Origin of the sequence: Rodentibacter pneumotropicus DSM 21403, assembly GCF_000379905.1 — a bacterium.
GTDB lineage: Bacteria > Pseudomonadota > Gammaproteobacteria > Enterobacterales > Pasteurellaceae > Rodentibacter > Rodentibacter pneumotropicus.
The window spans coordinates 106039-130501 of the sequence record NZ_KB904057.1; the positions used below are offsets into that span (position 1 = coordinate 106039).

At 38.8% G+C, this 24463-nt stretch carries 26 protein-coding genes and 2 tRNA genes; 15 read left to right on the forward strand and 13 right to left on the reverse strand.

Annotated features, from left to right (window positions below; all coding sequences use genetic code 11):
* The first annotated feature begins 21 nt into the window (after positions 1-21).
* The 6 genes from rpsA to yciH all read left to right on the forward strand — a co-directional run bounded on the left by rpsA (position 22) and on the right by yciH (position 4698).
* The gene (rpsA, locus tag A3GE_RS0108245) at positions 22-1671 is read left to right on the forward strand and encodes a 30S ribosomal protein S1 (protein ID WP_018356790.1); all 1650 of its coding nucleotides are present in this window, start codon (positions 22-24) and stop codon (positions 1669-1671) included.
* Between the two features lie 136 nt (positions 1672-1807).
* Entirely contained in the window at positions 1808-2092 is a 285-nt protein-coding gene (locus tag A3GE_RS0108250; protein ID WP_018356791.1) for an integration host factor subunit beta, read from the forward strand.
* A gap of 86 nt (positions 2093-2178) precedes the next feature.
* Positions 2179-2478 carry a LapA family protein gene (locus A3GE_RS0108255; RefSeq protein ID WP_018356792.1) on the forward strand — a complete coding sequence of 100 codons (300 nt, stop codon included), beginning with the start codon at positions 2179-2181 and terminating at the stop codon, positions 2476-2478.
* Positions 2478-3668, forward strand: a complete 1191-nt coding sequence (lapB, locus tag A3GE_RS0108260; protein WP_018356793.1) for a lipopolysaccharide assembly protein LapB — start codon at positions 2478-2480, stop codon at positions 3666-3668. Before A3GE_RS0108255 ends, lapB begins: the two co-directional genes overlap by 1 nt.
* A gap of 11 nt (positions 3669-3679) precedes the next feature.
* Positions 3680-4375 carry an orotidine-5'-phosphate decarboxylase gene (pyrF, locus tag A3GE_RS0108265; RefSeq protein WP_018356794.1) on the forward strand — a complete coding sequence of 232 codons (696 nt, stop codon included), beginning with the start codon at positions 3680-3682 and terminating at the stop codon, positions 4373-4375.
* A 2-nt stretch (positions 4376-4377) separates the two neighbouring features.
* A complete protein-coding gene (yciH, locus tag A3GE_RS0108270) occupies positions 4378-4698 on the forward strand; it encodes a stress response translation initiation inhibitor YciH (RefSeq protein WP_018356795.1) in 321 nt (106 codons plus the stop codon).
* 42 nt (positions 4699-4740) lie between these two features.
* Here yciH and A3GE_RS0108275 read toward each other — a convergent pair whose 3' ends face one another.
* Genes A3GE_RS0108275 through ettA form a run of 3 tightly spaced genes read right to left on the reverse strand, consistent with a single transcriptional unit; the run spans position 4741 to position 7382 of the window.
* Positions 4741-5082 (reverse strand): SirB2 family protein, encoded by a 342-nt coding sequence (locus A3GE_RS0108275; RefSeq protein WP_018356796.1) that lies wholly within the window; start codon positions 5080-5082, stop codon positions 4741-4743.
* A gap of 27 nt (positions 5083-5109) precedes the next feature.
* Positions 5110-5655: a hypothetical protein gene (locus A3GE_RS0108280; protein ID WP_018356797.1), complete on the reverse strand. Its 546-nt coding sequence runs from the start codon at positions 5653-5655 to the stop codon at positions 5110-5112.
* A 56-nt stretch (positions 5656-5711) separates the two neighbouring features.
* Positions 5712-7382 carry an energy-dependent translational throttle protein EttA gene (gene ettA / locus A3GE_RS0108285; RefSeq protein ID WP_018356798.1) on the reverse strand — a complete coding sequence of 557 codons (1671 nt, stop codon included), beginning with the start codon at positions 7380-7382 and terminating at the stop codon, positions 5712-5714.
* A gap of 342 nt (positions 7383-7724) precedes the next feature.
* Here ettA and zevA point away from each other — a divergent pair, with 342 nt between their 5' ends.
* Together zevA and zevB are read left to right on the forward strand one after the other, a co-directional pair.
* Entirely contained in the window at positions 7725-8345 is a 621-nt protein-coding gene (gene zevA, locus A3GE_RS0108295; protein ID WP_018356800.1) for a zinc transporter binding subunit ZevA, read from the forward strand.
* A 3-nt stretch (positions 8346-8348) separates the two neighbouring features.
* A complete protein-coding gene (gene zevB, locus A3GE_RS0108300) occupies positions 8349-9317 on the forward strand; it encodes a zinc transporter permease subunit ZevB (protein ID WP_018356801.1) in 969 nt (322 codons plus the stop codon).
* Positions 9318-9416: 99 nt separating this feature from the next.
* Here the strand turns inward: zevB and A3GE_RS0108305 are convergent.
* Positions 9417-9492: transfer RNA gene (locus A3GE_RS0108305), tRNA-Asn, on the reverse strand.
* A 397-nt stretch (positions 9493-9889) separates the two neighbouring features.
* On the opposite strand from A3GE_RS0108305, the gene uvrB reads away from it, so the two are divergent.
* Positions 9890-11926, forward strand: coding sequence for an excinuclease ABC subunit UvrB (uvrB, locus tag A3GE_RS0108310; protein ID WP_018356802.1), 2037 nt, complete (start codon positions 9890-9892; stop codon positions 11924-11926).
* A gap of 23 nt (positions 11927-11949) precedes the next feature.
* On the opposite strand, the gene A3GE_RS12550 is transcribed toward uvrB, so the two are convergent.
* From A3GE_RS12550 to A3GE_RS0108340, 6 genes are all read right to left on the reverse strand, one after another.
* Complete coding sequence (locus A3GE_RS12550; RefSeq protein WP_018356803.1) at positions 11950-12297, reverse strand: AzlD domain-containing protein; 348 nt, start codon at positions 12295-12297, stop codon at positions 11950-11952.
* A complete protein-coding gene (locus A3GE_RS0108320) occupies positions 12294-12983 on the reverse strand; it encodes an AzlC family ABC transporter permease (protein ID WP_018356804.1) in 690 nt (229 codons plus the stop codon). Before A3GE_RS0108320 ends, A3GE_RS12550 begins: the two co-directional genes overlap by 4 nt.
* A gap of 226 nt (positions 12984-13209) precedes the next feature.
* On the reverse strand, positions 13210-14067 hold the full coding sequence (locus A3GE_RS0108325; RefSeq protein ID WP_018356805.1) for a cysteine ABC transporter substrate-binding protein: 858 nt from the start codon (positions 14065-14067) through the stop codon (positions 13210-13212).
* Entirely contained in the window at positions 14051-14815 is a 765-nt protein-coding gene (locus A3GE_RS0108330) for an amino acid ABC transporter ATP-binding protein (RefSeq protein ID WP_018356806.1), read from the reverse strand. The genes A3GE_RS0108325 and A3GE_RS0108330 overlap by 17 nt, the downstream gene beginning before the upstream one ends.
* 9 nt (positions 14816-14824) lie before the next feature.
* On the reverse strand, positions 14825-15493 hold the full coding sequence (locus A3GE_RS0108335; RefSeq protein WP_018356807.1) for an amino acid ABC transporter permease: 669 nt from the start codon (positions 15491-15493) through the stop codon (positions 14825-14827).
* Positions 15483-16142, reverse strand: a complete 660-nt coding sequence (locus A3GE_RS0108340) for an amino acid ABC transporter permease (protein WP_018356808.1) — start codon at positions 16140-16142, stop codon at positions 15483-15485. Before A3GE_RS0108340 ends, A3GE_RS0108335 begins: the two co-directional genes overlap by 11 nt.
* A gap of 431 nt (positions 16143-16573) precedes the next feature.
* Between A3GE_RS0108340 and A3GE_RS12050 the strand changes: the two genes are divergently transcribed.
* Both A3GE_RS12050 and A3GE_RS11285 read left to right on the forward strand, forming a co-directional pair.
* Positions 16574-16756 carry a hypothetical protein gene (locus A3GE_RS12050; RefSeq protein ID WP_136125915.1) on the forward strand — a complete coding sequence of 61 codons (183 nt, stop codon included), beginning with the start codon at positions 16574-16576 and terminating at the stop codon, positions 16754-16756.
* Positions 16749-17075, forward strand: a complete 327-nt coding sequence (locus tag A3GE_RS11285) for a hypothetical protein (RefSeq protein ID WP_018356809.1) — start codon at positions 16749-16751, stop codon at positions 17073-17075. Before A3GE_RS12050 ends, A3GE_RS11285 begins: the two co-directional genes overlap by 8 nt.
* A gap of 113 nt (positions 17076-17188) precedes the next feature.
* On the opposite strand, the gene A3GE_RS12125 is transcribed toward A3GE_RS11285, so the two are convergent.
* The 3 genes from A3GE_RS12125 to A3GE_RS0108365 all read right to left on the reverse strand — a co-directional run bounded on the left by A3GE_RS12125 (position 17189) and on the right by A3GE_RS0108365 (position 18350).
* Positions 17189-17359: a hypothetical protein gene (locus A3GE_RS12125; protein WP_018356810.1), complete on the reverse strand. Its 171-nt coding sequence runs from the start codon at positions 17357-17359 to the stop codon at positions 17189-17191.
* 225 nt (positions 17360-17584) lie between these two features.
* The gene (locus A3GE_RS0108360) at positions 17585-17935 is read right to left on the reverse strand and encodes a c-type lysozyme inhibitor (protein ID WP_018356812.1); all 351 of its coding nucleotides are present in this window, start codon (positions 17933-17935) and stop codon (positions 17585-17587) included.
* 338 nt (positions 17936-18273) lie between these two features.
* Positions 18274-18350 (reverse strand) — tRNA-Val (locus A3GE_RS0108365).
* 227 nt (positions 18351-18577) lie between these two features.
* Between A3GE_RS0108365 and pyk the strand changes: the two genes are divergently transcribed.
* From pyk to pgi, 4 genes are all read left to right on the forward strand, one after another.
* Entirely contained in the window at positions 18578-20014 is a 1437-nt protein-coding gene (gene pyk, locus A3GE_RS0108370) for a pyruvate kinase (protein ID WP_026215445.1), read from the forward strand.
* A 254-nt stretch (positions 20015-20268) separates the two neighbouring features.
* Entirely contained in the window at positions 20269-21675 is a 1407-nt protein-coding gene (locus A3GE_RS0108375) for a replicative DNA helicase (RefSeq protein ID WP_018356814.1), read from the forward strand.
* 9 nt (positions 21676-21684) lie between these two features.
* Positions 21685-22767 (forward strand): alanine racemase, encoded by a 1083-nt coding sequence (alr, locus tag A3GE_RS0108380; protein WP_018356815.1) that lies wholly within the window; start codon positions 21685-21687, stop codon positions 22765-22767.
* A gap of 35 nt (positions 22768-22802) precedes the next feature.
* A complete protein-coding gene (gene pgi / locus A3GE_RS0108385; RefSeq protein ID WP_026215446.1) occupies positions 22803-24452 on the forward strand; it encodes a glucose-6-phosphate isomerase in 1650 nt (549 codons plus the stop codon).
* Positions 24453-24463 lie beyond the last annotated feature (11 nt).

The window sequence follows — 24463 nt, forward strand, 5'->3', positions numbered from 1 at the left end:
CTTTTAAAGAAGATTATTTATATGTCAGAATCTTTTGCTCAACTCTTTGAAGAATCATTAAAAGGCCTTGAAACCCGTCAAGGTTCAATCGTTAGCGGTACTGTAGTAGCTATTCAAAAAGGTTTCGTCCTTGTTGATGCCGGTTTAAAATCTGAATCTGCAATTCCGGTTGCTGAGTTCCTAAATGCACAAGGCGAACTTGAAATTCAAGTTGGTGACATGGTAAATGTTGCATTAGATGCAGTTGAAGATGGTTTCGGTGAAACTAAACTTTCTCGCGAAAAAGCTGTTCGTCACGAATCTTGGATTGAATTAGAAAAAGCTTACGAAGAAAAAGCGACCGTTATCGGTTTAATCAACGGTAAAGTAAAAGGCGGTTTCACAGTTGAGCTAAACGGTGTTCGTGCATTCTTACCGGGTTCTTTAGTTGATACTCGTCCGGCACGTGATGCGGATCACTTGTTAGGTAAAGAATTAGAATTCAAAGTTATCAAATTGGATCAAAAACGTAATAACGTTGTTGTTTCTCGTCGTGCAGTGATTGAATCAGAAAATAGCCAAGAACGCGAACAAGTGTTGGAAAACCTTGTTGAAGGTTCAGAAGTTAAAGGTATTGTTAAAAACTTAACTGACTACGGTGCGTTCGTTGATTTAGGCGGTGTTGATGGTCTATTACATATCACAGATATGGCTTGGAAACGTGTTAAACACCCAAGTGAAATCGTGAATGTCGGTGATGAAGTAACTGTTAAAGTATTAAAATTTGATAAAGATCGTACTCGTGTATCTTTGGGCTTAAAACAGCTAGGTCAAGATCCATGGGTAGCTATCGCTGAAAACCATCCGGTGAACAGCAAATTAACCGGTAAAGTAACTAACTTAACCGATTATGGTTGTTTTGTTGAGATTTTAGATGGTGTTGAAGGATTAGTTCACGTTTCTGAAATGGATTGGACTAACAAAAATATTCATCCGTCTAAAGTGGTTAGCCTAGGCGATGTTGTTGAGGTAATGGTATTGGAAATTGACGAAGAACGTCGTCGTATTTCTTTAGGTTTAAAACAATGCAAACCTAACCCATGGACTCAATTTGCCGAAACTCACAATAAAGGTGATAAAGTAACCGGTAAAATTAAATCTATTACTGATTTCGGTATCTTTATCGGTCTTGAAGGCGGAATTGATGGTTTAGTTCATTTATCTGATATTTCTTGGAACGTATCAGGTGAAGAAGCCGTCCGTAACTACAAAAAAGGTGACGAAGTTTCTGCAGTAGTGTTAGCAGTAGATGCAGTTAAAGAGCGTATTTCTTTAGGTATCAAACAACTTGAAGAAGATCCATTCAATAACTTCATCGCTATCAATAAAAAAGGTGCCGTAGTTTCTGCAACTGTTGTTGAAGCTGATGCAAAAGGTGCTAAAGTAGAATTAGTAGGTGGGGCAGAAGGTTATATCCGTGCAGCTGATCTTACTGATGAAGTTGTGGCAGGAGATGTTGTTGAAGCGAAATACACTGGTGTAGATCGTAAAGCTCGTATTGTTCACTTATCTGTAAAAGCAAAAGCTCAAGCTGAAGAAGCTGCGGCAGTTGCAAGTGTGAATAACAAGCAAGAAGAAGTTACTATTCCAAATGCAATGGCTGAGGCTTTCAAAGCAGCTAAAGGTGAATAATTAATTTATTCTATCAGGCTGGGTTTGTCCCAGCCTTCTTTTTCTTCAAGTTTTATTGATAATTCATGTAATAATGAATTATCAATAAAACTTATTGTCATAAACGTACTAATAATAGAAATAAAGGAGAAATATGATGACTAAGTCGGAACTTATTGAGAATTTATCTGTTAAACATCCTTCTTTATCTATAAAAGAAATTGAAGGTGTTGTGAAAGATATTTTAGAGCTTATTGCACAATCGTTGGAAAATGCAAACCGTATTGAAATTCGAGGGTTTGGTAGCTTTTCTCTTCATTATCGTCAACCCCGTCTCGGTAGAAATCCGAAAACAGGGGATTCCGTGAAATTAGACGCTAAATGTGTACCTCACTTTAAAGCAGGTAAAGAGCTGAGAGAACGGGTAGATATATTCTCTTAGAAATAAATAAAATAGCGACACTTAGGTGTCGTTTTTTATTGGAAACTTTGGCATAATAAAAGGAAAGTTTTTTAAAGGATCTTGTGATGATTAAATATATTCTAGGATTTATAATTGCTTTAGCTATTGTGCTTGTCGCCGTTACAATTGGTGCAAATAATGATCAAATCATTACTTTCAATTATATTTTTGCAGAAAGCCAATTCCAACTTTCAACTCTTGTTGCTATTTTATTTGGTTTAGGATTAATTTTAGGTTGGTTTATTACCGGTTTCTTTTACTTAAAATTGAAACTAAAAAATATGTCACTTAGCCGTCAAATTAAACGCCAAACTTTACAAATTAACGAATTAACAACCACCCGTGATAAGGCTAAGGCAGAATAATGCTTGAATTGCTCTTTCTGCTTTTACCTATCGCTGCTGCTTATGGGTGGTATATGGGGCAGCGTAGTGCTAAAAAAGATCAGGAAGATATTAGTAATAAACTCTCCCGTGATTATGTTACAGGTGTCAATTTTTTACTTTCTAATCAAACAGATAAAGCGGTTGATTTGTTTTTGGATATGTTGCAAAAACAAGAGGTTGAAAATGAGATAGAAAGCCGCTCACAATTTGAAGCAGAATTAACCCTTGGTAATTTATTCCGTTCTCGAGGCGAAGTCGATCGGGCATTGCGTATTCATCAAGCGCTTGATCGTAGCCCGGATTATTCTTTTGAGCAAAAACTTCTTGCTAAACAGCAGCTTGCACGTGACTTTATGGTCATTGGCTTTCTTGATCGCGCAGAAAATCTTTATATTTTATTAGTAGATGAACCTGAATTTGCTGAAAACGCACTACAACAGCTTTTGTTAATTTATCAAAAAACGAAAGAGTGGAAAAAAGCGGTGAATATTGCGGAAAAACTAGCAAAAATCCACCCTAAGGATAATAACATTGAGCTAGCTCAATGTTATTGTGAATATACTCAAAGTTTGAATATAGAAAGTGCGGTCGAAAAACGTCGTATTTTACAAAAAGCGCTGCAAGTTTCTTCAACATGTGTTAGGGCTTCAATGTTATTAGCAGATTTAGATATTGAAGAAAACGCTTATCAACAAGCAATTAACTCGTTAGAAAATGTGCTTTATCAAAATCCCGATTATATCGGAGAAGTTTTATCTACTTTAAAATATTGTTATAAAGAATTAAATCAGCTAGATAATTTTGAATTATTCTTGATACGAGCTGGGCAAGTTGCTAAAAATGATGAGGTTGATTTAGCACTTGCAAAATTAATTGAAGAAAAAGATGGAAAATCTGCTGCACAAGCGAATCTTTACCAACGATTAACAAAAAATCCAAGTACACTTATTTTTCATCGCTTTATCCAATATCAAATTGATGATGCAGAAGAAGGTAGAGGAAAAGAAAGCCTTATTTTGCTCCATAAGATGGTAGGAGAACGTGTCAGACAGAGCGCAGTTTATCGCTGCTCAAATTGTGGTTATCAACTTCATAAATTACTTTGGAATTGCCCATCTTGTCGTCATTGGGAAACGATTAAACCATTATCCGCACAGGAACATCATTAAAGAGGAAAATTATGACTAACAAAGTTATTGTTGCACTTGATTATGAGACGGAAGCAGAAGCGCTTACGTTAGTTGATCAAATTGATCCGAGTTTATGCCGTTTAAAAGTTGGCAAAGAAATGTTTACCACTTTGGGAACGAATTTTGTAAAACAGTTACATCAACGTGATTTTGATGTTTTCCTTGATTTAAAATTCCATGATATTCCAAATACAGTGGCAAGAGCGGTTCGTTCTGCCGCAGATTTAGGTGTATGGATGGTGGATGTTCACGCCAGTGGCGGTTTGAAAATGATGGAAGAGGCGAGAAAAATTCTTGAGCCTTATGGTAAAGATGCGCCGCTTTTAATTGCTGTGACTGTTTTAACCAGTATGGAAGATCTTGATTTACTTCAAATCGGCATCAATGCTTCCCCGATGGAACAAGTGTTGCGCCTTGCACATTTAACGCAGCGTGCAGGATTAGACGGTGTGGTTTGTTCACCACAAGAAGTAGAAATTTTACGTAATAGCTGTGGTGCTGATTTCAAATTAATTACTCCCGGTATTCGTCCAATTGGTGCTGATTTTGGTGATCAACGTCGTGTTATGACGCCATCTGCAGCAATCCGTTCAGGCTCGGATTATTTAGTGATTGGTCGTCCGATTACACAAGCAGAGAATCCGGCAGAAGTGCTTCGTTCTATTAATGCTTCTATTGCACAGTAGTTATGTCTGACTCTGTTTTGGTTTATTCCACGGAAAGTGGGAGAATTAAAGAAGAAAAGGCACAGCCACCAAGAGCCAAAGGTGATGGTATTGTGCGTATTCAACGTCAAACCAGTGGTCGAAAAGGGGCGGCTGTTTCTGTTATTAGCGGATTAGATTTACCGGATGACGAATTGAAAAAACTTGCTACAGTACTTAAAAAACGCTGTGGTACAGGCGGTTCAGTAAAAGGTGGCAATATCGAAATTCAAGGTGAAAAACGAGATTTGCTCAAACAATTACTGCAAGAAAAAGGTTTTACAGTTAAGTTGGTAGGCGGTTAGGAAAAAATCCATCTGATGAAGATGGATTTTTGATATTTGACTTTAGTGAATGTAAGCGATGAGAATTGTACCAATAAAGCTGACTAGAGCAAGCAGTAAAAATATTGGATTTGCTTTTGTGGCTTTTCTGCTGAAGAATTTTGCTGAAAAAACAACATACAAAATGAGCAGACAGAATTTAGCGATAAGCCAAGCCTCTAATTCAAAAGGCAATAGGAAAAATATAGTCAAGCCACTTACAATTAAAAGTGTATCTGCTAAGTGCGGTAAAATTTTTAATAATTTTATGGCTCTCCAATCTTTCCCTCTTAATTGCATTATGCCGCGAATAATTAAAAGCCCCAAACTTAAAAACGCACAAAAAACGTGCAAAGAAATTAACATAATCACTCCTAAATAGATGCTATATTTCTATTTAATTTCGTAAACAGTCACACCGCACTCACGATCTGAGCTTATTGGTGCAACCTCATAGTCTTTACCGGCTTCAGGAGTAAAGGTGACAATGTTTCCTTTACAGCTTTTTCCTTTGATGACGGTAGTGATTTTTTCAGTTGCTGTGTAGTGTGTATGGGTGCTGTCCATTGGAATAATTTCATTGGTTACTTGCACTTCGGTGTTAGCCGGAATAACAAATTCTTTAAAAAAGATACTTGATAATAATTTTGAATGTGCCGATGGATTTTTACTTAATGATGTTTCGGGCATTCCAATACTCTCGTTACCTTTAGCACCAACCATTGAACTAAATGCTTGTCCTAAACCACCGCCAACAGTCACTTTTTCTTTTTTACCATCAATATTTACTGTTAGAAAAGATGGTCGTCCATTTTGTCCGTATAAACGAATCCTGGCATCTTTTGTTGCATCATAAGGGATATTTTGATTAGAGAGCTCAGTTGAAACACAGGCTGTCGCTCCTAATGTCATGATTGAAATGAGCAATAAATTTTTCATTTTGACTCCTTAAATTTATAAAGTGCGGTCAAAATTAACCGCACTTTTCTTCCTTTTTATTTCGCAATACGTTTATATTTCATACGATGTGGCTGCAATGCTTCTGCACCAAAGGTTTTCTTTTTCCACTCTTCGTAGTCGGAGAAGTTACCTTCGTAGAAGGTGACTTTACCTTCATCGCCATAGTCCAAAATATGGGTCGCAATACGGTCTAAGAACCAACGGTCGTGCGAAATAACCATTGCACAGCCCGGGAATTCCAAGATAGCATTTTCTAATGCACGCAAGGTTTCTACGTCAAGATCGTTGGTCGGTTCGTCCAGTAAGAGTACGTTGCCGCCTGCTTGCAATAGTTTAGCTAAATGTAAACGGCCACGCTCACCACCGGAGAGTTCACCCACCCGTTTTTGTTGATCAACGCCTTTGAAGTTGAAGCGTCCCACATAGGCACGGCTTGGAATTTCAAAGTTGCCGATAGTGAGAATATCTTGTCCATTTGACACTTCTTCCCACACGGTTTTCTTATCATCCATTGCATCACGGAATTGATCTACGGAGGCGAGTACAACTGTTTCCCCCATTGTGATTGAACCGCTATCAGGTTGCTCCTGTCCTGAAAGCATACGGAATAGAGTGGATTTACCCGCACCGTTTGCCCCTATAATCCCTACAATCGCTCCTTTCGGGATAGAGAATGAAAGGTTATCAATCAAGGTGCGATCACCGTAAGATTTTGTGAGGTTTTGAACTTCGATCACTTTATCGCCTAAGCGTGGACCGGGTGGAATAAAGAGTTCGTTAGTTTCATTACGTTTTTGATATTCGCCGGAATTGAGTTCTTCAAAACGTGCCATACGCGCTTTGCTTTTCGCTTGACGACCTTTCGGATTTTGGCGCACCCATTCCAACTCTTTCTCAATGGATTTTTGGCGGGCAGATTCTGCTGCTTGTTCTTGAGCAAGGCGTTTTTCTTTTTGCTCCAACCAAGAAGAGTAATTTCCTTGCCAAGGAATCCCTTCACCACGGTCAAGCTCTAAAATCCAACCGGCAACATTATCCAAGAAGTAGCGGTCATGGGTAATGGCTACGACGGTTCCCTCGTAATCGTGGAGGAAACGTTCTAACCACGCCACAGATTCCGCATCTAAGTGGTTAGTCGGCTCGTCTAATAAGAGCATATCCGGTTTTTCTAACAAGAGGCGACAAAGTGCCACACGACGGCGTTCACCACCCGATAAGTGTTCAATTTTTGCCTCCCAATCAGGCAAGCGTAGCGCATCGGCGGCACGCTCTAGTTGATTATCTAAATTATGCCCATCTTGTGCTTGAATAATGGCCTCTAATTTTGCCTGTTCTGCGGCAAGTTTATCAAAATCCGCATCAGGATCAGCATAAAGTGCATAAACTTCATCAAGACGAGTCAGGGCATTTTTTACGTCGGATACCGCCTCTTCCACCGCTTCACGCACAGTTTGCTGTGGTTCAAGTTTTGGTTCTTGTGGCAGATAACCGATTTTAATCCCCGGCTGTGGACGGGCTTCCCCTTCGATCTCTTTATCAATCCCCGCCATAATGCGAAGTAGGGTGGATTTTCCCGCTCCGTTTAAACCGAGTACCCCGATTTTCGCGCCAGGGAAAAAGCTCAGGGAAATATCTTTCAAAATATGCCGTTTCGGAGGCACAACCTTCCCGACACGGTGCATAGTATAAACAAATTGTGATGACATAATCGTCCTTTCTAACGAGTTAAAAAAGTGCGGTCATTTTACTTGATGTTTAGCAAATAAGCTAATGAGAAGGCAAAAAAAAACCACCCAAATAGGGTGGTAGGAAAGTAGTTTAGCTATATTTATGATTATTTTATTTAGGAACTTTATGAATATCAAGCAATCACTTGACGGACTGAATAGTACATAAAACGTCTTCAAAAATAAAACCCAATCTCATTGTTTATTGATATAAGTCAATAAATTTCGGTGATTTCCTTACTTTTGTTTATAAAGTAAACGTTTTTTAGAATTTTTTTGTCTATGCTAGAATGATCGATCTTTTTTAGTTGAGGGCTAAACATGAAAAAATTATTACTCCTTTCTTTATTTTATACAGGGGCTGCATTTGCCCATCCTCATGCGTTTATTGAAATGCAAACAAAAGCATTGGTTGAACAAAATCAATTGGTTGGGTTTTCCATGAAATGGATGTTGGATGAAGCGAGTTCTTCAGCGGTATTGTACGATATGAGACAGGCTAGAGGAGAAGCGGAGAAACAAAAATTGATTGATGAAGTGATGAATAATGTAGTGAACGAACATTATTTTAGTTATTTTTTTGATAAAAATAACAACAAGATCAAATATAAAAAACAGGTGAAAAATTATGGAGTAAGCAAAGAAGGAGCAAAAGTTCAGTATTATTTTGATTTTTTGTTAGCGCAGCCTAAGCAATTAGAAAATAATGAATTTACACTAATGACGTACGATCGCACTTACTATGTTTCAATGTATTACCCTGAGGACAAAAGTGCAGTCGATTTTTCGGGACTTCCGGCAAATTGTAAGGGACATATTGAGGCTCCCAATGTAAATGAAAAAACGCGATCTTACGCCGCTTCTTTAGATAAAACACAAAAAGATGAAGATGATTCTTTAGGTGTGATGTTTGCCCAAAAAGTCAAAATTCAATGTGAGTAGATAATGAAACCTATTTTTCCATTCAAATGGCTCATCGCCTTCTTTGTCGCATTAATTGGTATTTTCTGGTTTTTTCCTTGGCTTTTTGCGAAAACTGTTGCGTGGCAACAGTTGTTTAATCAGCTGATTTCTGAAAACCTTCATGCTATTCAGCATCATTCTGTTTCATCTGGTATGTTATTGATTACGGTGAGTTTTCTGTATGGCGTATTGCATGCAGTCGGGCCGGGACATGGCAAGTTTATTATTGCAAGCTATTTATCTACGCACGAAAGCGAACTGAAACAAAGTGTGAAATTAAGCCTGCTTTCCTCACTCATGCAAGGTATCGTGGCAATTACGGCAACTTCTATTGTTGTTGTGATTTTGAATCTTTCCTCTCGCTATTTCAAATTAAGCCAATTATGGTTGGAGCGGAGTGCGTTGATTCTATTAATGGGATTAGGGTGCTATTGGATTTATCAGGGCATACGCAAACCACCGGTTTTTCGTATTAAATCTATTCAGCCAACTCATTTGCCGTTACAAAGTGCGGCTAAAATTAACCGCACTTTTAAAATGGATTGCCCCTGTGGGCATCAACATTTGCCGAATGCCGTTCAATTAAAGGGCGCTAAGACTTGGAAAAGCCAATTTCTGGTGATAATGAGTATTGGTTTACGTCCTTGTACGGGGGCTATTTTTGTACTTTTCCTTGCTTACATGATGGAGCTTTTCATCTGGGGCATTTTTGCTACACTGGCAATGTCAATTGGCACAGGGCTTATGCTCTCTCTTTTTGCTGTTTTAGTGCGTTACGCTAAACGTATGGCAATACAGTTAGGGCAATGGTATGGGGCGAGAGCATTAAATCGGTATAGCGGACAAATAGTGAAAATCGTTGCAGGAATCATGATGATTTTTTTTGCATTGGCTTTATTTTATGGGACTACTCTTGAAGTGAGCGGTGGAGCAGTGCTGTTTGGAAAGTAAAAAAATAAAACCCATCAAATCCGATGGGTTTAAAATCTTTTGGTTGCTAATTTAGAATTCGTAAAAGGAGACAAACAAATTCTAAACCAAAAGAGAAATTGGCTCCTCCTGCTGGACTTGAACCAGCGACATATGGATTAACAGTCCACCGTTCTACCGACTGAACTAAGGAGGAATAATTCTATATCACAGTGAATCGGTCGCGAATTTTAATGATCGGACAATAGTTTGTCAACGGGTAAAATAAAAAAATTCAAAAAATTTTTAACGTATTTTCTATCCACAAATATTGTGGATAACTTTGTGGATTAAAATAGAATAAGCTCCTCTAATGCTGATAAATACTGGGATTGTAGAATGCAGGCTAATAATTGATTGCAAAATGACATTCCTTTATTTATCAATTAATTAGGTAAAGTCCAGCAAAAAATATAAAAAAGTTTCAGATTTTGTGAGGTTTTTCTCTTGACATTGCTAACACTGTGTAAAACTTAGCTTTTTTACTCTATCCGGAGTAAGAAATATGCTAGAATAGCGCCAATAAAAACTCATCGAATTTTAACCGCACTTTTATGTCAGAAAAAATTAACAGTAAACCTTTTATTCTTCATTCTGATTTCAATCCTTCCGGCGATCAGCCCCAAGCCATTGAAAAACTTGCTGAAAATTTAGAAGACGGGCTTGCCCATCAAACGCTTCTTGGAGTAACGGGATCGGGTAAAACTTTTACTATCGCCAACGTGATTGCAAACCTGAATCGTCCGGCGATGTTGCTTGCACCAAACAAAACTCTTGCTGCCCAGCTTTATGCAGAAATGAAGGCTTTTTTCCCTGAAAATGCGGTGGAATATTTCGTTTCCTACTATGATTATTATCAGCCCGAGGCTTATGTGCCGAGTAGTGATACTTTTATTGAAAAAGATGCGTCCATTAATGATCAAATTGAACAAATGCGTCTTTCTGCCACCAAATCTTTTTTGGAGCGCCGTGATACGATTGTGGTGGCTTCGGTTTCTGCTATTTACGGCTTGGGTGATCCCGATAGTTATTTAAAAATGATGTTGCATCTGCAACAGGGGGCGATTATCGATCAACGCCAAATTCTGGCAAAATTGGCTGAATTACAATATACACGCAACGATCAAGCGTTCCAACGGGGAACTTTCCGAGTACGTGGTGAAATTATTGATATTTTTCCAGCAGAATCTGACGACATTGCTGTCCGCATTGAATTATTTGATGATGAAATTGAGCGTTTAAGCCTGTTCGATCCGCTGACAGGACACCATTTAGGCTCAGTGCCACGCTATACAGTATATCCAAAGACCCACTATGTCACGCCACGTGAACGCATTTTAGCTGCCATTGAAAAAATCAAAGCGGAGTTGGTACAACGCCGTGAATATTTCATCAAAGAAAATAAATTGTTGGAAGAACAGCGCATTAGCCAACGTACTATGTTTGACATTGAAATGATGAATGAACTGGGTTATTGCTCTGGCATTGAAAATTACTCACGCTATCTTTCCGGTCGAAATGAAGGAGAACCGCCACCGACATTATTCGACTATATGCCCTCTGATGCCATTTTGATTATTGATGAATCCCACGTGACCGTACCACAAATCGGGGGGATGTATCGTGGCGACCGTTCCCGTAAAGAAACCTTGGTGGAGTATGGTTTTCGTTTGCCTTCTGCTTTAGACAACCGCCCGCTACGTTTTGAAGAATTTGAACGACTAGCACCGCAAACCATCTATGTTTCCGCCACACCGGGACCTTATGAATTAGAAAAATCCGGTGATGAAATTATCGATCAAGTGGTGCGCCCGACAGGCTTGCTTGATCCGGAAATTGAAATTCGCCCTGTTGCTATTCAGGTGGATGATTTGCTTTCCGAAGCACGCCAAAGAGCAGACAGAAATGAGCGGGTTTTAGTGACCACTCTTACCAAAAAAATGGCGGAAGATCTCACAGATTATCTGGATGAACACGGTATTCGGGTGCGTTATCTCCATTCGGATATTGATACTGTTGAACGGGTGGAAATCATCCGTGATTTACGTTTAGGTGAATTTGACGTGCTGGTCGGCATTAACTTATTGCGTGAAGGCTTGGACATTCCGGAGGTTTCCCTCGTGGCAATTTTAGATGCGGATAAAGAAGGGTTCTTGCGTTCCGAGCGTTCGCTTATTCAAACTATTGGACGTGCCGCACGTAATCTGAAAGGAAAAGCGATTTTATATGCCGACAGCATCACTAAATCCATGGAAAAAGCCATCACGGAAACCAACCGCCGCCGTGAAAAGCAAATGAAATACAATGAAGAGCACGGCATTATTCCACAAGCCTTAAACAAAAAAGTGGGTGAGTTATTGGACATCGGTCAGGGGGGGGCGAATAAAGGGAGAGGCAAATCACGAGCCAAAACTGTGGCAGAACCGACCGCACTTTATTATGCTCCGAAAAACGCCAAGGAATATCAGCAACAAGTCAAGAAATTGGAACAACAAATGTATAAATTTGCTCAGGATCTGGAATTTGAAAAAGCTGCTGCTATTCGGGATCAACTTCATCAATTAAGAGAACAATTTGTGATGAGCGAATAGGGCAAGTCGGAAAATACTGTGTTTTACATCGGGAAGTAATAGAGTATTAAGCTGTATAATGTTAATGTGATTATAAAACTGGGTATTATTTTTTTTGTTACGATGGTCATGATAAATGTCCCTAACAATAAAAATAATATAATAATAGTTTTTGGGCTAAAATCATTGAATATACTTACTATATCCTTCCCTGAAAACGCACTGTTAAAGACAATTATTCCAATCATGGCTTGTGCACTATAACTTATTGACTTATATATAAATCCATCTTTATTGTTTAAATGTTTATTATCCTTTAAAAAGAAAGGGGATATTCTAAAGATGAAAATAGTTATTGCAGAAAATAATATTAAAAAAAGAATATTTGTCATTTTTGTTTACCTATATAATCTAAAGTCGCGAATGAAATGCCAATTAAAAATGGCGCAATAATCATTGTGTATTCTTTGAATAAGAATAGAAATACAGGTGCTAATAACAATCCTATCCAATATGCACTAATATCAAGATAATCCGGCCAATGTTTTGCGGCTAAGGCGGTAAATTGTAACGGTAAAACAATTTTAACGATTTCATAAAATAAAGGTGAGCTAATCTCAGAACCCGTATAATAGCCAATAAATGTGGATAAAACAGATACAAAATAGATAGGTAGTCCTACACCTAAGAAATATAAAAAATAATCTTCTTCCTTATTCTTGAATTTAGAAATACAGGCTGAAAAAACAGAAGGAACAATTAGGACACTTGATAAGAATATCTTTCTATATGAAATGTTTTTAAAATACCCGGATAATGCGGATGACATTAAAATAAATCTGGAATTTAATGCCAAAATTATTGGTATTAGAGATATTCCAGCACCATAACTCTGAATAAGCATAAATTGTAACGGTGTTGAAAAGATAAAAATACTGGTAGCCATCACTTCGGATAAACCTAAACCTTGGCTAGCACCTAAAGCCCCAATAGGTACATATAGAAAAATAAATGCAAGCCCAAAAGATATTGAATCTTTTAGACCCGCATTAAATGATTTATTTGAAAATAATTCCATTAGATGTATCTCGCTTGTTCTATACTAAAAAACCGTTTTCAAGAACGATGGTATAGATCAAGAAAAATGTCAATGGTTTTGTTAATGAAATGTTAAAGTTGTGAGTGGGATCACAATTTACATCATTGTTCGGAAAACAACACAGAAGACTTTAGCTGCACACTTTATGTGATATTCGCGATTATAATAAAAGGGCAACGCATTATTGCCCTTTTATTTTGTGAATTTATTTATATTCTACTAAGATATCGCTTTTAGTCACACTATCGCCGTAAACCGGTAGCAAGGTTTTTTCGTAGGCTTGTTTGAGTACGCCTTCTTTTGAAAGTTTTTCAATTTCAGTGTTGAGCCAATTTAATAAATCCGGCGCATCTTTACGAACGGCAGGCGCAATTACATCTTGCTCACCGAAACTTTTTACTCCCACGGTATAGTCCGGATTTTGTTTTACCCAAGCGAATAAGAAGGTGTTATCGTTTGATAGGGCATCCCCTCTGCCATCTCGTAAAGCCTCAAAGGTTTCCGTGTTTTGTTCAAATTTCAATAATTTGATATTCGGATAATTCTTGGTGAAGAAAATATCCGCTGTAGTGCCTTTATCAACGATAAGTGTTTTGTCTTTTAATTGCTCAAGATCCGTAATGACTTCACCATTTTTTGAAACCACGCCAAGAGCCACTTTCATATAAGGATTGGCAAAATCCACCACTTCTTTCCGCGCAGCGGTTACGGTGAAATTGGCGAGGATAATATCCACTTTTTTGGAAAGCAAATATTCCACACGATTGGCGGCATCCACCAATACAAATTCCGCTTTATTTTCATCACCTAAGAGATCTTTGGTGATGGCTTTGCCTATTTCTACATCAAAGCCTTGGTTTTTACCTTGAGCATCTACATAGCCGAAAGGTGGTTTGTCGCTGAATACACCAATACGGATTTTGCCGGCTTGTTTCAATTGCTCAATGGCTGAAACAGATTGTGAGGCTTCTTTGTTTGGCGTATCGTCATTGCAGGCGGTAAGCCCTAAGGCTAGGGTCACAGTGGCAAAAAGTGCGGTTAAATTTTTAAATGTTTTCTTCATAGTTTGTTCCTCTCGGTTCATAGTTTAAGATGTTTAAAAATGTTTTCGCCCGATCCGTGGTGGGATTGGTGAAAAAATCTTCCGGTTTGGTTTGCTCAATAATTTGTCCTTTATCCATAAAAACAATGCGATTTGCCACTTGGCGGGCGAACCCCATTTCGTGGGTCACGATCAACATCGTCATCCCTTCTTTGGCAAGCCCTAAAATCACATCAAGTACCTCGCGTACCATTTCGGGATCGAGGGCAGCAGTGACTTCGTCAAACAACATAATTTCAGGGTTCATACAAAGCGCACGGACAATCGCGATCCGTTGTTTTTGCCCACCGGAAAGTTCACGAGGGTAGGCATTTTTTCGATCAAATAATCCCACTCGTTTTAATAATTCATCCGCTTGTTTTTCGGCTTCCACCCGATCACGTTTTTGAACCTTTAAAGGCCCGAGCAAAATATTGTCGATCACCGATAGGTGGGCAAATAATTCATAGCTTTGAAATACCATTCCAATTCGTTGACGTGCATTGACCCAAGTTATGTTTTTGCCAAGCTCGCCGGCATTTTGAAGCAATAATTGACCGCTCTTTATGGGCTCTAAGCCGTTTAATGTGCGGAGTAATGTGCTTTTTCCACAGCCGGACGGGCCTAAAATCACCACCACTTCGCCTTTTTCTATGGAGAGATTAATGCCTTTTAATGCTTCAATCTCACCATAGTTTTTAACTAAATTTTTTATTTCTAATAATGCCATAGGTATTCCTTAGCTTTCCCAACGGGTTTCTAAATGACGGGAAAATAATGAGAGCGGATAACAGATCATAAAATAGAGCAAGAAAATGACTCCATAGATCCAAAGTGCCGCCGATTGATTGCTAAAAAGTGAATGTTCAATAATTTGCTGACCCACTTTAATCACTTCTATTACACCGATTAACATCGCAAGGGAGCTGGTTTTCACCATACGGGTGAAAAGATTAATGGCACTTGGGGTAACACGTTTTAGACTTTGCGGCAGCAAAATATAAATAAAGGTTTGAAAAGGTGTTAAACCTAAAGCGTAAGCGGATTCAACCTGATGTTTTTCAATGGAAGTCAAGGCGCCTCGCACAAGATCGCCCATTTCTGCAGTGCCCCAAAAAATAAATACCCAAATGCAGACAGTGATGGCATCTAAGTGTATGCCAAGCCATTTCGCCAACCCAAAGTAGGTGATAAACAGTAGTACGAGCAAAGGAATGATGCGGACAAATTCCAAATAAACTTGGCAAATCGCTTTAATTACGGCATTTTTGCTTGTCATCACCACACCTACAATCACACCGAAAAGACAGGCAAAAAAGACAGAAACGAAGGCAATTTCAGCGGTCACCCAAAGACCACTTAACAGCCTGGTGAAATTATTGCCTTGGAACAGTAATTCAAATTCCATATTTTGCTCTCCGTGCACGCTGTTCTAAATAACGAATAAAAATTGAGATAGGTAGCAAAATGATTAAATAAAACACCACTAATAAAAATAAGGCTTCGTTGGTTTTATAATCCATCCCGATAATTTCTTTTGCCATAAACATCAGCTCTACCACCGCAACAGCACTAATAACAGAGGTTTCTTTCATTAAAAATAGACAGTTCGCCCCAATCGCCGGTATGGAAATCGCCAATGCCTGTGGAAAAATGACGTAACGAAAGGCTTGAAAAGGGGTTAAACCGATACTGATCGCAGACTCAATCTGACCTTTGGAAACGGCTTCTAAACCACCACGAATTGCTTCTGCCATATAGCTTCCGCCCAAAAAGGCTAAGCCGATTACACCGCACATAAAACCGTCTAATTTGATGCCGACTTTTGAAAGTCCGAAATAAAGGAAGAAAACTTGAATTAATAATGGAGTATTGCGAGAAAGCTCAATATAGCTTTTTACCAACCAATTTAATGCTTTCAGGTTATAAGTAGTGATGACGGCGCAAATCGTACCAATAATAAACGAGAATAAAATTCCCCAAAACGAGAGGGCAAGCGTCATCAATGTTGCATCAACAAAGCGCGGTAACACGCTGATAATATAATCCCAATTCATCTATTTTTTCATCACGTAATCGTTTTCGTTACCATATGGTAGAAAAGAATTTTCTCATCAGGAAAGAATTGAAACGAATTAATTATAATGAAATGGAATAATGACTACTTAATTCTGAGATTGAGAAATGTTTTACCCCAAATTAGGTGAAGCAAGAAAATTGTCATAATTTCCTTTACAAAGCGTGGTTAATTTTGGCATTATTTTTTCATAGTTGCAAAAATGATGATGAGACTTAAAATCAAAGCACGAGACTTTGGCGAACACCGATATAACTCAATACCGATATAGCCCTAAGGGTCGTGTTTTTCTGTTTCTTATATATGCGTTCCTAGAAAATTTCGAAGGTTTTCCGGTCCGTTACATGTTACCGCCTAAAGTATGGAAACCGCAGCGGTAGTCTTAATAATTTAATTTTGAGGCTATTAGCGATGAACTATCTATTCTGTGGCATTTCATATCAAACTTCCAATAAACCTTATCTTCACTTACATATTGTGGCGGATAATGTTCCCCAAACATGGAATTATAGGTTAATTCCAATAAGACGAATCAGCTCAAAATATTACTCTATTACCTCTATTTCCAACCGTACGGAGGTGGTTTATGCCTAAAATCCCAACCCATTGCGCTTTATCAATGGAAAATACAAGTAAAGTTCACACCGCAATTCGAAAAGCTAAAGCCATTTTGACTCTTATTCAAAACGATGGCGTGAATAATGACGAATTAGAAGGATTTTTTAGTAGTGAAAAAGTAATTAGGGAGGCATTAAGAGTTGTGAAGGATCTCCTTGAACAAGCCGAACAATCATCAAAAGTTGATTTCTATTTCGTGAAAGAAGGAAAAATATTAGCTGATGTAACGAGGGAAGAAGGTTTATCTACAAAGTTACGTGATAGAAATATTAAAAGGCTGCTTGAAAATAATTGAGGGGAATATATACATCTCATTTTGCTGAGTATCTTGTGAACCCCAATTTGATTAATTATTCTTATTGCTCTCAACACTTGGAAAGTACGAGATCATAGTAAAGAAAACGATGGCTAAAAGTGCGGTCGGTTTTGGTTAGGTTTTAATTTAGTAACTGGTGAAAGGCTTTGACTAATTGCTAATCGTTTTGAATTGAATAAACTGTTTGGCTTTGGTGCGCTATTATCAATTTTAATGAGTAGTTTCATATTTTTGTCTATCGTATAATGTGTTTGAGCAACCATAAGCGTACTCCAATAATCTAGCTTGGTGTGGCTTTCAGTTGAAAGTGTGCTTATCTTAACATAATCCTTAATATCTGTTGATTCTAACACAACTTGTGTTATCTGCTTTTTCTTCAAGATTAGGATTTTTCGGATTAAAATCCCAGTTACGTTTCATTTTATTTCTCCTAATTTTAGATATAAAAATAGCCCCGCAGAGCGGAGCTTATTTATATGGTTTGGTTTCTATTCCGTTACACAGCTAGAAAGGATAGGTTTATTATCTCCCATAAGCGTGGCGGTATTACCTTTTGTAAGAAGCTCGTAGGTGTAATTTTTATTAATTGCTTTGTAAATTGCCCCTGAAGCACTTTGTTGAATTTGCATCGGAATTAATTCGTTCATCTCGTTCATGATTGCGTAAGAGCTTTTATCAGTATTAACAAAGACAACATCCAACGTTTTATTATCTTCACAAACATAAACAATTTTAGTTAGTTCATCTGTAGAGCTATCTTTCATAATTGTAGCTTGAGACGCTAGCGGTATTAGAGCAGCTGCAGTTAATGCAATTATGTTGGTTTTATTAAGTTTCATATTTTTAACTCCTAGTCTTGTGTATGACACGTACCATTCGACTAGGCTGGTTGTAAAAAAGTTCATTATTTATAAGTTGTTCTTTAATTTTGATAAAAAACTCACTTATAAATATGTGAGATATGCCTCAAAATTAAAATGTTGAAGATGAAAATCACTTTGCGACTTTTCTCACTACGATGTATCTTTCACCTGAATATGAATTGATTGCATAATAATAGCGGTCAAAGACGATTTAATGCGAAAAGTTACGATAAGAGAAAGTGCGGAAAAGCCTTGTAAACACTGGATAAAACAAAGCCCTGCGTTAAGTTCCGCAGGGCTGTGATAGGGATATATGGTGCGACTAGCTGGACTCGAACCAGTGACCCCCACCATGTCAAGGTGGTGCTCTAACCAACTGAGCTATAGTCGCGTCGAATGCGGTGGATGATAAACAGTTTTTTTTATGAAGACAAGTAATTTTCTTTAATGACTATTTTAAATGATAAAAAAATAACCAGAATGGAAGGTTGGGGTCGGGAAGTCTTTTTTGATTTTGGCGTCTTTTAGGCGTATAATGCGCGCCGATTTATATCGCTCAAAAAAATATTTGGGTGAGTGGTGTATTTAAAGTTAGCGAAATATTTACGGAGTAGAATGATGTCTAGAAGGCTAAGAAGAACGAAGATTGTATGTACTATGGGTCCAGCAACTGATCGCGATAACAATCTTGAAAAAATTATTGCAGCAGGTGCAAATGTAGTTCGTATGAACTTCTCTCATGGTACCCCTGAAGATCATATTGAACGTGCTGATCGTGTTCGTTCTATTGCGAAAAAACTGGGTAAAACGGTAGCAATTTTAGGTGACCTGCAAGGTCCTAAAATTCGGGTTTCTACTTTTAAAGATGGAAAAATTTTCTTAAATGTTGGTGACAAATTCATTCTTGATGCTGAATTACCAAAAGGTGAAGGTAATCAGGAAGCGGTAGGTCTAGATTACAAAACTCTTCCTCAAGATGTTGTTCCCGGTGATATTCTCTTATTAGATGATGGTCGTGTTCAATTAAAAGTACTATCAAGCGAAGGTGCGAAAGTGTTCACAGAAGTTACCGTTGGTGGTCCATTATCAAATAATAAAGGGATTAACAAATTAGGTGGTGGTTTATCTGCTGATGCATTAACTGAAAAAGACAAAGCAGATATTATTACTGCAGCACGTATCGGTGTTGATTTCTTAGCCGTTTCTTTCCCTCGTTCAAGTGCAGATTTAAATTATGCGCGTGAACTTGCTAAACAGGCAGGCTTAAATGCGAAAATTGTTGCTAAAGTTGAACGTGCCGAAAGTGTAGCAAGTGATGAAGCAATGGATGATATTATTTTAGCTTCAGATGTAATTATGGTTGCGCGCGGTGACTTGGGCGTTGAAATCGGTGATCCTGAATTAGTCGGCGTTCAGAAAAAATTAATTCGTCGCTCACGTCAACTAAATCGTGCAGTAATCACCGCAACACAAATGATGGAATCCATGATTAGTAACCCTATGCCGACCCGTGCAGAAGTCATGGACGTAGCGAATGCGGTATTAGATGGTACTGATGCGGTAATGCTTTCAGCTGAAACGGCAGCCGGTCAATATCCGTCAGAAACTGTTGCTGCAATGGCACGTGTTTGTTTAGGGGCGGAAAAAATGCCTAGCATCAACGTATCCCGTCATCGTATGGACAAAGAGTTTGATGATATTGAAGAAGCTGTTGCGATGTCTGCAATGTATTCTGCAAACCATATGAAAGGTGTCGCAGCAATCATCACTTTAACTCATAGCGGTCGTACTGCGCTATTGATGTCCCGCATTAGCTCAGGTTTACCGATTTTTGCTTTATCCCGTAATCAAGACACTTTAAACCTTTGTGCATTATATCGTGGTGTTACTCCGGTATTCAGCGATGCTGAATCTCGTAGCTCAAATGGCGCACAAACAGCCATTGCTTTATTAAAAGAAAAAGGCTATTTAAACTCTGGCGATTTAGTGTTATTAACTCAAGGTGATGAATCAATGAAACATACTAATGTATGCCGTACTTTAATCGTTGAGTAATGAACAAATGAGAGTAAAAAGAACGGTGGGTTTTCCCACCGTTTTTTATTTTTCTATTTAGGAATAAAAAAGTACTCGAGGAAATCTCCTGAAAATTATTCATAAATCACTAAAGTGATTTATTCACTTCTTCGGAGTCGTTGGCAAAGACAACGTTCAAAAAACTTTGTTTTTTGTGACCGCACTTTTTTCTTAAACCTCCTCTCTATTTGCGGTATCATAAACGCCAATTCTTTTTGTATTTCAAACTATCTATGGCCTCGAAACCGCAAATTACCTCATCAGATAAACAAACCGCACAAGTTAGCATTCCTCCTCATTCTCTTGAAGCTGAACAAGCAGTATTGGGGGGGATTATGTTGAGTAACCAACATTGGGATGGTATTGCTGAACGAGTGATTGCCGATGATTTTTACACCTTTGCACATCGCGCAATTTTTCAAGCAATGGAAGATCTCACCCGAAATCAATCGCCCATTGATTTGATTACGCTTGATCAGGCACTAAAAAATAAAGGGATCAGTGAAGAAGTGGGAGGCTTTGCTTATCTCGCCGAGCTGTCGAACAATACGCCGAATGCCATCAATATTTTAGCGTATGCGGATATTGTTCGAGAAAAAGCGATCTTACGGGAATTAATTTCCGTGGGAAATCGCATTGCGGAAAAAAGCTATTCGCCAAAAGGGCAGGATATCAAACTCATTTTAGATGAAGCGGAGCGGGAAGTTTTTGCTATTGCAGAAAAACGCAGTTCTTCCAGTGAAGGTCCGCAAAATGTCATTAGTGTGTTACAGAATACGATTGAACGCATTGATACGTTAAGTAAAGTAAATAACCATTCAGGCGTGACCGGTGTGACGACGGGATTTACGGATCTTGATAGAAAGACGGCGGGTCTTCAGCCTTCAGATTTAATTATTGTCGCAGCTCGACCTTCTATGGGGAAAACGACTTTTGCGATGAATTTATGTGAAAATGCAGCGATGGCAAGTGATAAACCCGTGTTAGTGTTTAGTTTAGAAATGCCGGCGGAACAAATTATGATGCGTATGATCGCCTCCCTTGCCCGTGTGGATCAAACGAAAATTCGTACCGGTCAAGGGCTGGATGAAATTGAATGGAATAAAATCAGTAGCGTGTTCGGTATGTTTAAACAGAAAAACAATCTTTATATTGATGATTCCTCTGCTTTAACGCCGACGGAAGTACGGTCACGCGCACGGCGTGTTTATCGTGAAAACGGCGGGCTGAGCCTCATTATGGTGGATTATTTGCAACTTATGCGTGCACCGGCGTTTTCTGATAACCGTACTTTAGAAATTGCGGAAATTTCTCGTTCATTAAAAGCCTTAGCGAAAGAACTGGAAGTGCCGGTCATCGCACTTTCTCAGTTAAACCGAACCCTAGAACAACGGGCGGATAAACGTCCGGTAAACTCGGATTTACGTGAATCAGGCTCTATTGAGCAAGATGCCGATTTGATTATGTTTATTTATCGTGATGAAGTTTATAACGATAATTCTGAAGATAAAGGTGTAGCAGAAATTATCATCGGTAAACAAAGGAATGGTCCTATCGGTCGTGTACGCTTAAAATTTAACGGACAATTTTCACGTTTCGATAATCTTGCAGAACAGCGGGAATATCATGATGACTATTAAGGAAAAATAATGAATGTAAAACCGGCAACCGCGAAAATTAGTTCACGAGCTTTAAAACAAAATTTAGCGGTGATTAAACAAAAAGCCCCTCATAGTAAAATCATTGCCGTTGTTAAAGCCAATGCTTATGGGCATGGTGTAGTGTTTGTCGCATCGACCTTAGAAAAAAATGTTGATTGTTTTGGTGTGGCGCGTTTAGAAGAGGCTCTTGCATTACGCTCAAACGGTATCACAAAACCTATTTTGTTATTGGAAGGTTTTTTTGATGAAAAAGATTTGCCGGTTCTTGCGGTAAATAATATTGAAACGATTGTTCACAATCATGAGCAACTTGAGGCATTAAAACGAGCAATTCTGCCAAGCCCAATTAAAGTGTGGCTTAAAATTGACACCGGAATGCACCGTTTAGGGGTTGCGCTTGATGAGGTAGATTGGTTTTATCATGAACTTAAAAAACTCCCTCAAATTCAACCGCACTTAGGGTTTGTCAGCCATTTTAGTCGGGCGGATGAACTTGAATCCGATTATACCCAACTTCAAATTAATCGCTTTTTATCCGTGACCCAAGATAAACAGGGCGAACGCAGTATTGCCGCGTCGGGGGGGATTTTGTTTTGGCAAGAATCCCACTTAGATTGGATTCGTCCCGGTATTATTATGTATGGTATTTCGCCAACGGATACCGTGGGAGCTGAATTTAATTTAACTCCCGTAATGAATCTGACGTCTTCTCTTATTGCCGTACGAAATCATAAAAAAGGCGAGCCTGTGGGCTACGGGGGGATTTGGACAAGCCTGTGTGATACGAAAATTGGCGTTGTCGCCATCGGTTATGGCGATGGTTATCCGCGCGATGTGCCGGAAGGTACGCCCGTCTATTTAAATGGACGTATAGTACCGATTGTAGGACGTGTATCCATGGATATGCTCACCGTAGATCTAGGTGTGGATAGCCAAGATCAGGTTGGTGATGAAGCGATTTTATGGGGTAAAGAATTACCGATTGAAACCGTAGCCAAATTTACCGGCATTTTGAGCTATGAATTGATTACAAAATTAACACCGCGTGTCATCACCGAATATGTGGACTAGATTTTAAATTAATAATTGGAGGAAGTACTATGACTATGGAAAATATCAATCCGACCATGACTAACGCTTGGAAAGCATTAGAAATTCACCAAACCGAGTTGGCAAATATCACTATTCAAGATTTATTCCAACAAGAAAAGGATCGCTTTAAAGATTATTCATTAACCTTTAAGGAGCAAATCTTAGTGGATTTCTCAAAAAACAATATTAATCAACAAACCCTTTCACTTCTTCGTCAGCTAGCTCAAGAATGTTCGCTGGATTGGGCGAAAGAAGCAATGTTTAACGGTGAAAAAATCAACCGTACCGAAAATCGCGCCGTATTACATACCGCACTTCGTAATCGGACCAATTCACCAGTGGTGGTGGATGGCAAAGATGTAATGCCGGAAGTGAATGCGGTTTTAGCCAAAATGAAGGATTTTTGTCAATGTGTGATTTCCGGGGAGTGGAAAGGTTATACCGGAAAAGCGATTACTGATGTGGTGAATATCGGGATTGGCGGCTCGGATTTAGGCCCTTATATGGTCACTGAGGCACTGCGCCCTTATAAAAATCATCTCACAATGCACTTTGTTTCTAATGTAGATGGCACACATATTGCAGAGACACTGAAAAAAGTGAATCCGGAAACCACGCTTTTCTTGGTGGCTTCTAAAACCTTCACTACCCAAGAAACCATGACCAACGCTGAAAGCGCACGTGATTGGCTATTGGCTTCTGCAAAAGATAAAAGTGCGGTAGCGAAACATTTTGCGGCACTTTCTACCAATGGAAAAGCAGTGGCTGAGTTTGGCATTGATACCAATAATATGTTTGAGTTTTGGGATTGGGTAGGCGGGCGTTATTCCCTATGGTCTGCCATTGGTTTATCCATTGCACTTTCTATTGGTTTTGAGAATTTTGAGCAATTATTAAGCGGTGCTCACGAAATGGATCAACATTTCCGCACCGCACCAATCGAACAAAATATTCCAACCACTTTAGCCCTTGTGGGATTGTGGAACACCAATTTCTTAGGTGCGCAAACGGAAGCGATTTTACCTTATGATCAATATTTACATCGTTTTGCCGCTTATTTCCAACAAGGCAATATGGAATCAAATGGTAAATATGTAGATAGAAACGGTAATGCTATTAGCCATTACCAAACCGGGCCGATTATCTGGGGCGAGCCGGGTACAAACGGTCAGCACGCCTTTTATCAATTAATTCATCAAGGCACAACCTTAATTCCTTGTGATTTTATTGCTCCGGCACAAAGTCATAATCCATTAGCGGATCATCATAACAAATTACTGTCTAACTTCTTTGCACAAACGGAAGCCTTAGCATTCGGAAAAACAAAAGAAGAAGTGGAAGCGGAATTTGTTAAAGCGGGTAAATCCTTAGATGAGGTAAAAGATATTGTTCCATTTAAAGTGTTCACCGGTAACAAGCCGACCAATTCTATTTTAGTGCAAAAAATCACCCCATTCACATTGGGAGCATTGATTGCCATGTATGAACACAAAATCTTTGTTCAAGGCGTGATTTTTAATATTTTCAGCTTTGACCAATGGGGCGTGGAATTGGGTAAACAACTGGCTAACCGTATCCTGCCGGAATTGGCGGGCAGCGAAAATGTATCAAGCCACGACAGCTCAACAAATGGGCTGATCAATCAATTTAAAGCATGGCGATAAATAAATTTGCG

Coding starts and splice junctions, on each gene's coding strand:
- lapB (WP_018356793.1), top strand. CDS start 2,478: ATGCTTGAATTGCTCTTTCTGCTTTTACCTATCGCTGCTGCTTATGGG.
- A3GE_RS0108330 (WP_018356806.1), bottom strand. CDS start 14,815: ATGGCATTATTAGAAATAAAAAATTTAGTTAAAAACTATGGTGAGATT.
- zevA (WP_018356800.1), top strand. CDS start 7,725: ATGAAAAAATTATTACTCCTTTCTTTATTTTATACAGGGGCTGCATTT.
- A3GE_RS0108280 (WP_018356797.1), bottom strand. CDS start 5,655: ATGAAAAATTTATTGCTCATTTCAATCATGACATTAGGAGCGACAGCC.
- pgi (WP_026215446.1), top strand. CDS start 22,803: ATGGAAAATATCAATCCGACCATGACTAACGCTTGGAAAGCATTAGAA.
- A3GE_RS0108360 (WP_018356812.1), bottom strand. CDS start 17,935: ATGAAACTTAATAAAACCAACATAATTGCATTAACTGCAGCTGCTCTA.
- A3GE_RS0108250 (WP_018356791.1), top strand. CDS start 1,808: ATGACTAAGTCGGAACTTATTGAGAATTTATCTGTTAAACATCCTTCT.
- A3GE_RS12050 (WP_136125915.1), top strand. CDS start 16,574: ATGAACTATCTATTCTGTGGCATTTCATATCAAACTTCCAATAAACCT.
- rpsA (WP_018356790.1), top strand. CDS start 22: ATGTCAGAATCTTTTGCTCAACTCTTTGAAGAATCATTAAAAGGCCTT.
- yciH (WP_018356795.1), top strand. CDS start 4,378: ATGTCTGACTCTGTTTTGGTTTATTCCACGGAAAGTGGGAGAATTAAA.
- A3GE_RS0108335 (WP_018356807.1), bottom strand. CDS start 15,493: ATGGAATTTGAATTACTGTTCCAAGGCAATAATTTCACCAGGCTGTTA.
- A3GE_RS0108320 (WP_018356804.1), bottom strand. CDS start 12,983: ATGGAATTATTTTCAAATAAATCATTTAATGCGGGTCTAAAAGATTCA.
- alr (WP_018356815.1), top strand. CDS start 21,685: ATGAATGTAAAACCGGCAACCGCGAAAATTAGTTCACGAGCTTTAAAA.
- A3GE_RS0108255 (WP_018356792.1), top strand. CDS start 2,179: ATGATTAAATATATTCTAGGATTTATAATTGCTTTAGCTATTGTGCTT.
- uvrB (WP_018356802.1), top strand. CDS start 9,890: ATGTCAGAAAAAATTAACAGTAAACCTTTTATTCTTCATTCTGATTTC.
- A3GE_RS0108325 (WP_018356805.1), bottom strand. CDS start 14,067: ATGAAGAAAACATTTAAAAATTTAACCGCACTTTTTGCCACTGTGACC.
- A3GE_RS11285 (WP_018356809.1), top strand. CDS start 16,749: ATGCCTAAAATCCCAACCCATTGCGCTTTATCAATGGAAAATACAAGT.
- A3GE_RS0108275 (WP_018356796.1), bottom strand. CDS start 5,082: ATGTTAATTTCTTTGCACGTTTTTTGTGCGTTTTTAAGTTTGGGGCTT.
- pyrF (WP_018356794.1), top strand. CDS start 3,680: ATGACTAACAAAGTTATTGTTGCACTTGATTATGAGACGGAAGCAGAA.
- A3GE_RS0108375 (WP_018356814.1), top strand. CDS start 20,269: ATGGCCTCGAAACCGCAAATTACCTCATCAGATAAACAAACCGCACAA.
- A3GE_RS0108340 (WP_018356808.1), bottom strand. CDS start 16,142: ATGAATTGGGATTATATTATCAGCGTGTTACCGCGCTTTGTTGATGCA.
- A3GE_RS12125 (WP_018356810.1), bottom strand. CDS start 17,359: ATGGTTGCTCAAACACATTATACGATAGACAAAAATATGAAACTACTC.
- zevB (WP_018356801.1), top strand. CDS start 8,349: ATGAAACCTATTTTTCCATTCAAATGGCTCATCGCCTTCTTTGTCGCA.
- A3GE_RS12550 (WP_018356803.1), bottom strand. CDS start 12,297: ATGACAAATATTCTTTTTTTAATATTATTTTCTGCAATAACTATTTTC.
- pyk (WP_026215445.1), top strand. CDS start 18,578: ATGTCTAGAAGGCTAAGAAGAACGAAGATTGTATGTACTATGGGTCCA.
- ettA (WP_018356798.1), bottom strand. CDS start 7,382: ATGTCATCACAATTTGTTTATACTATGCACCGTGTCGGGAAGGTTGTG.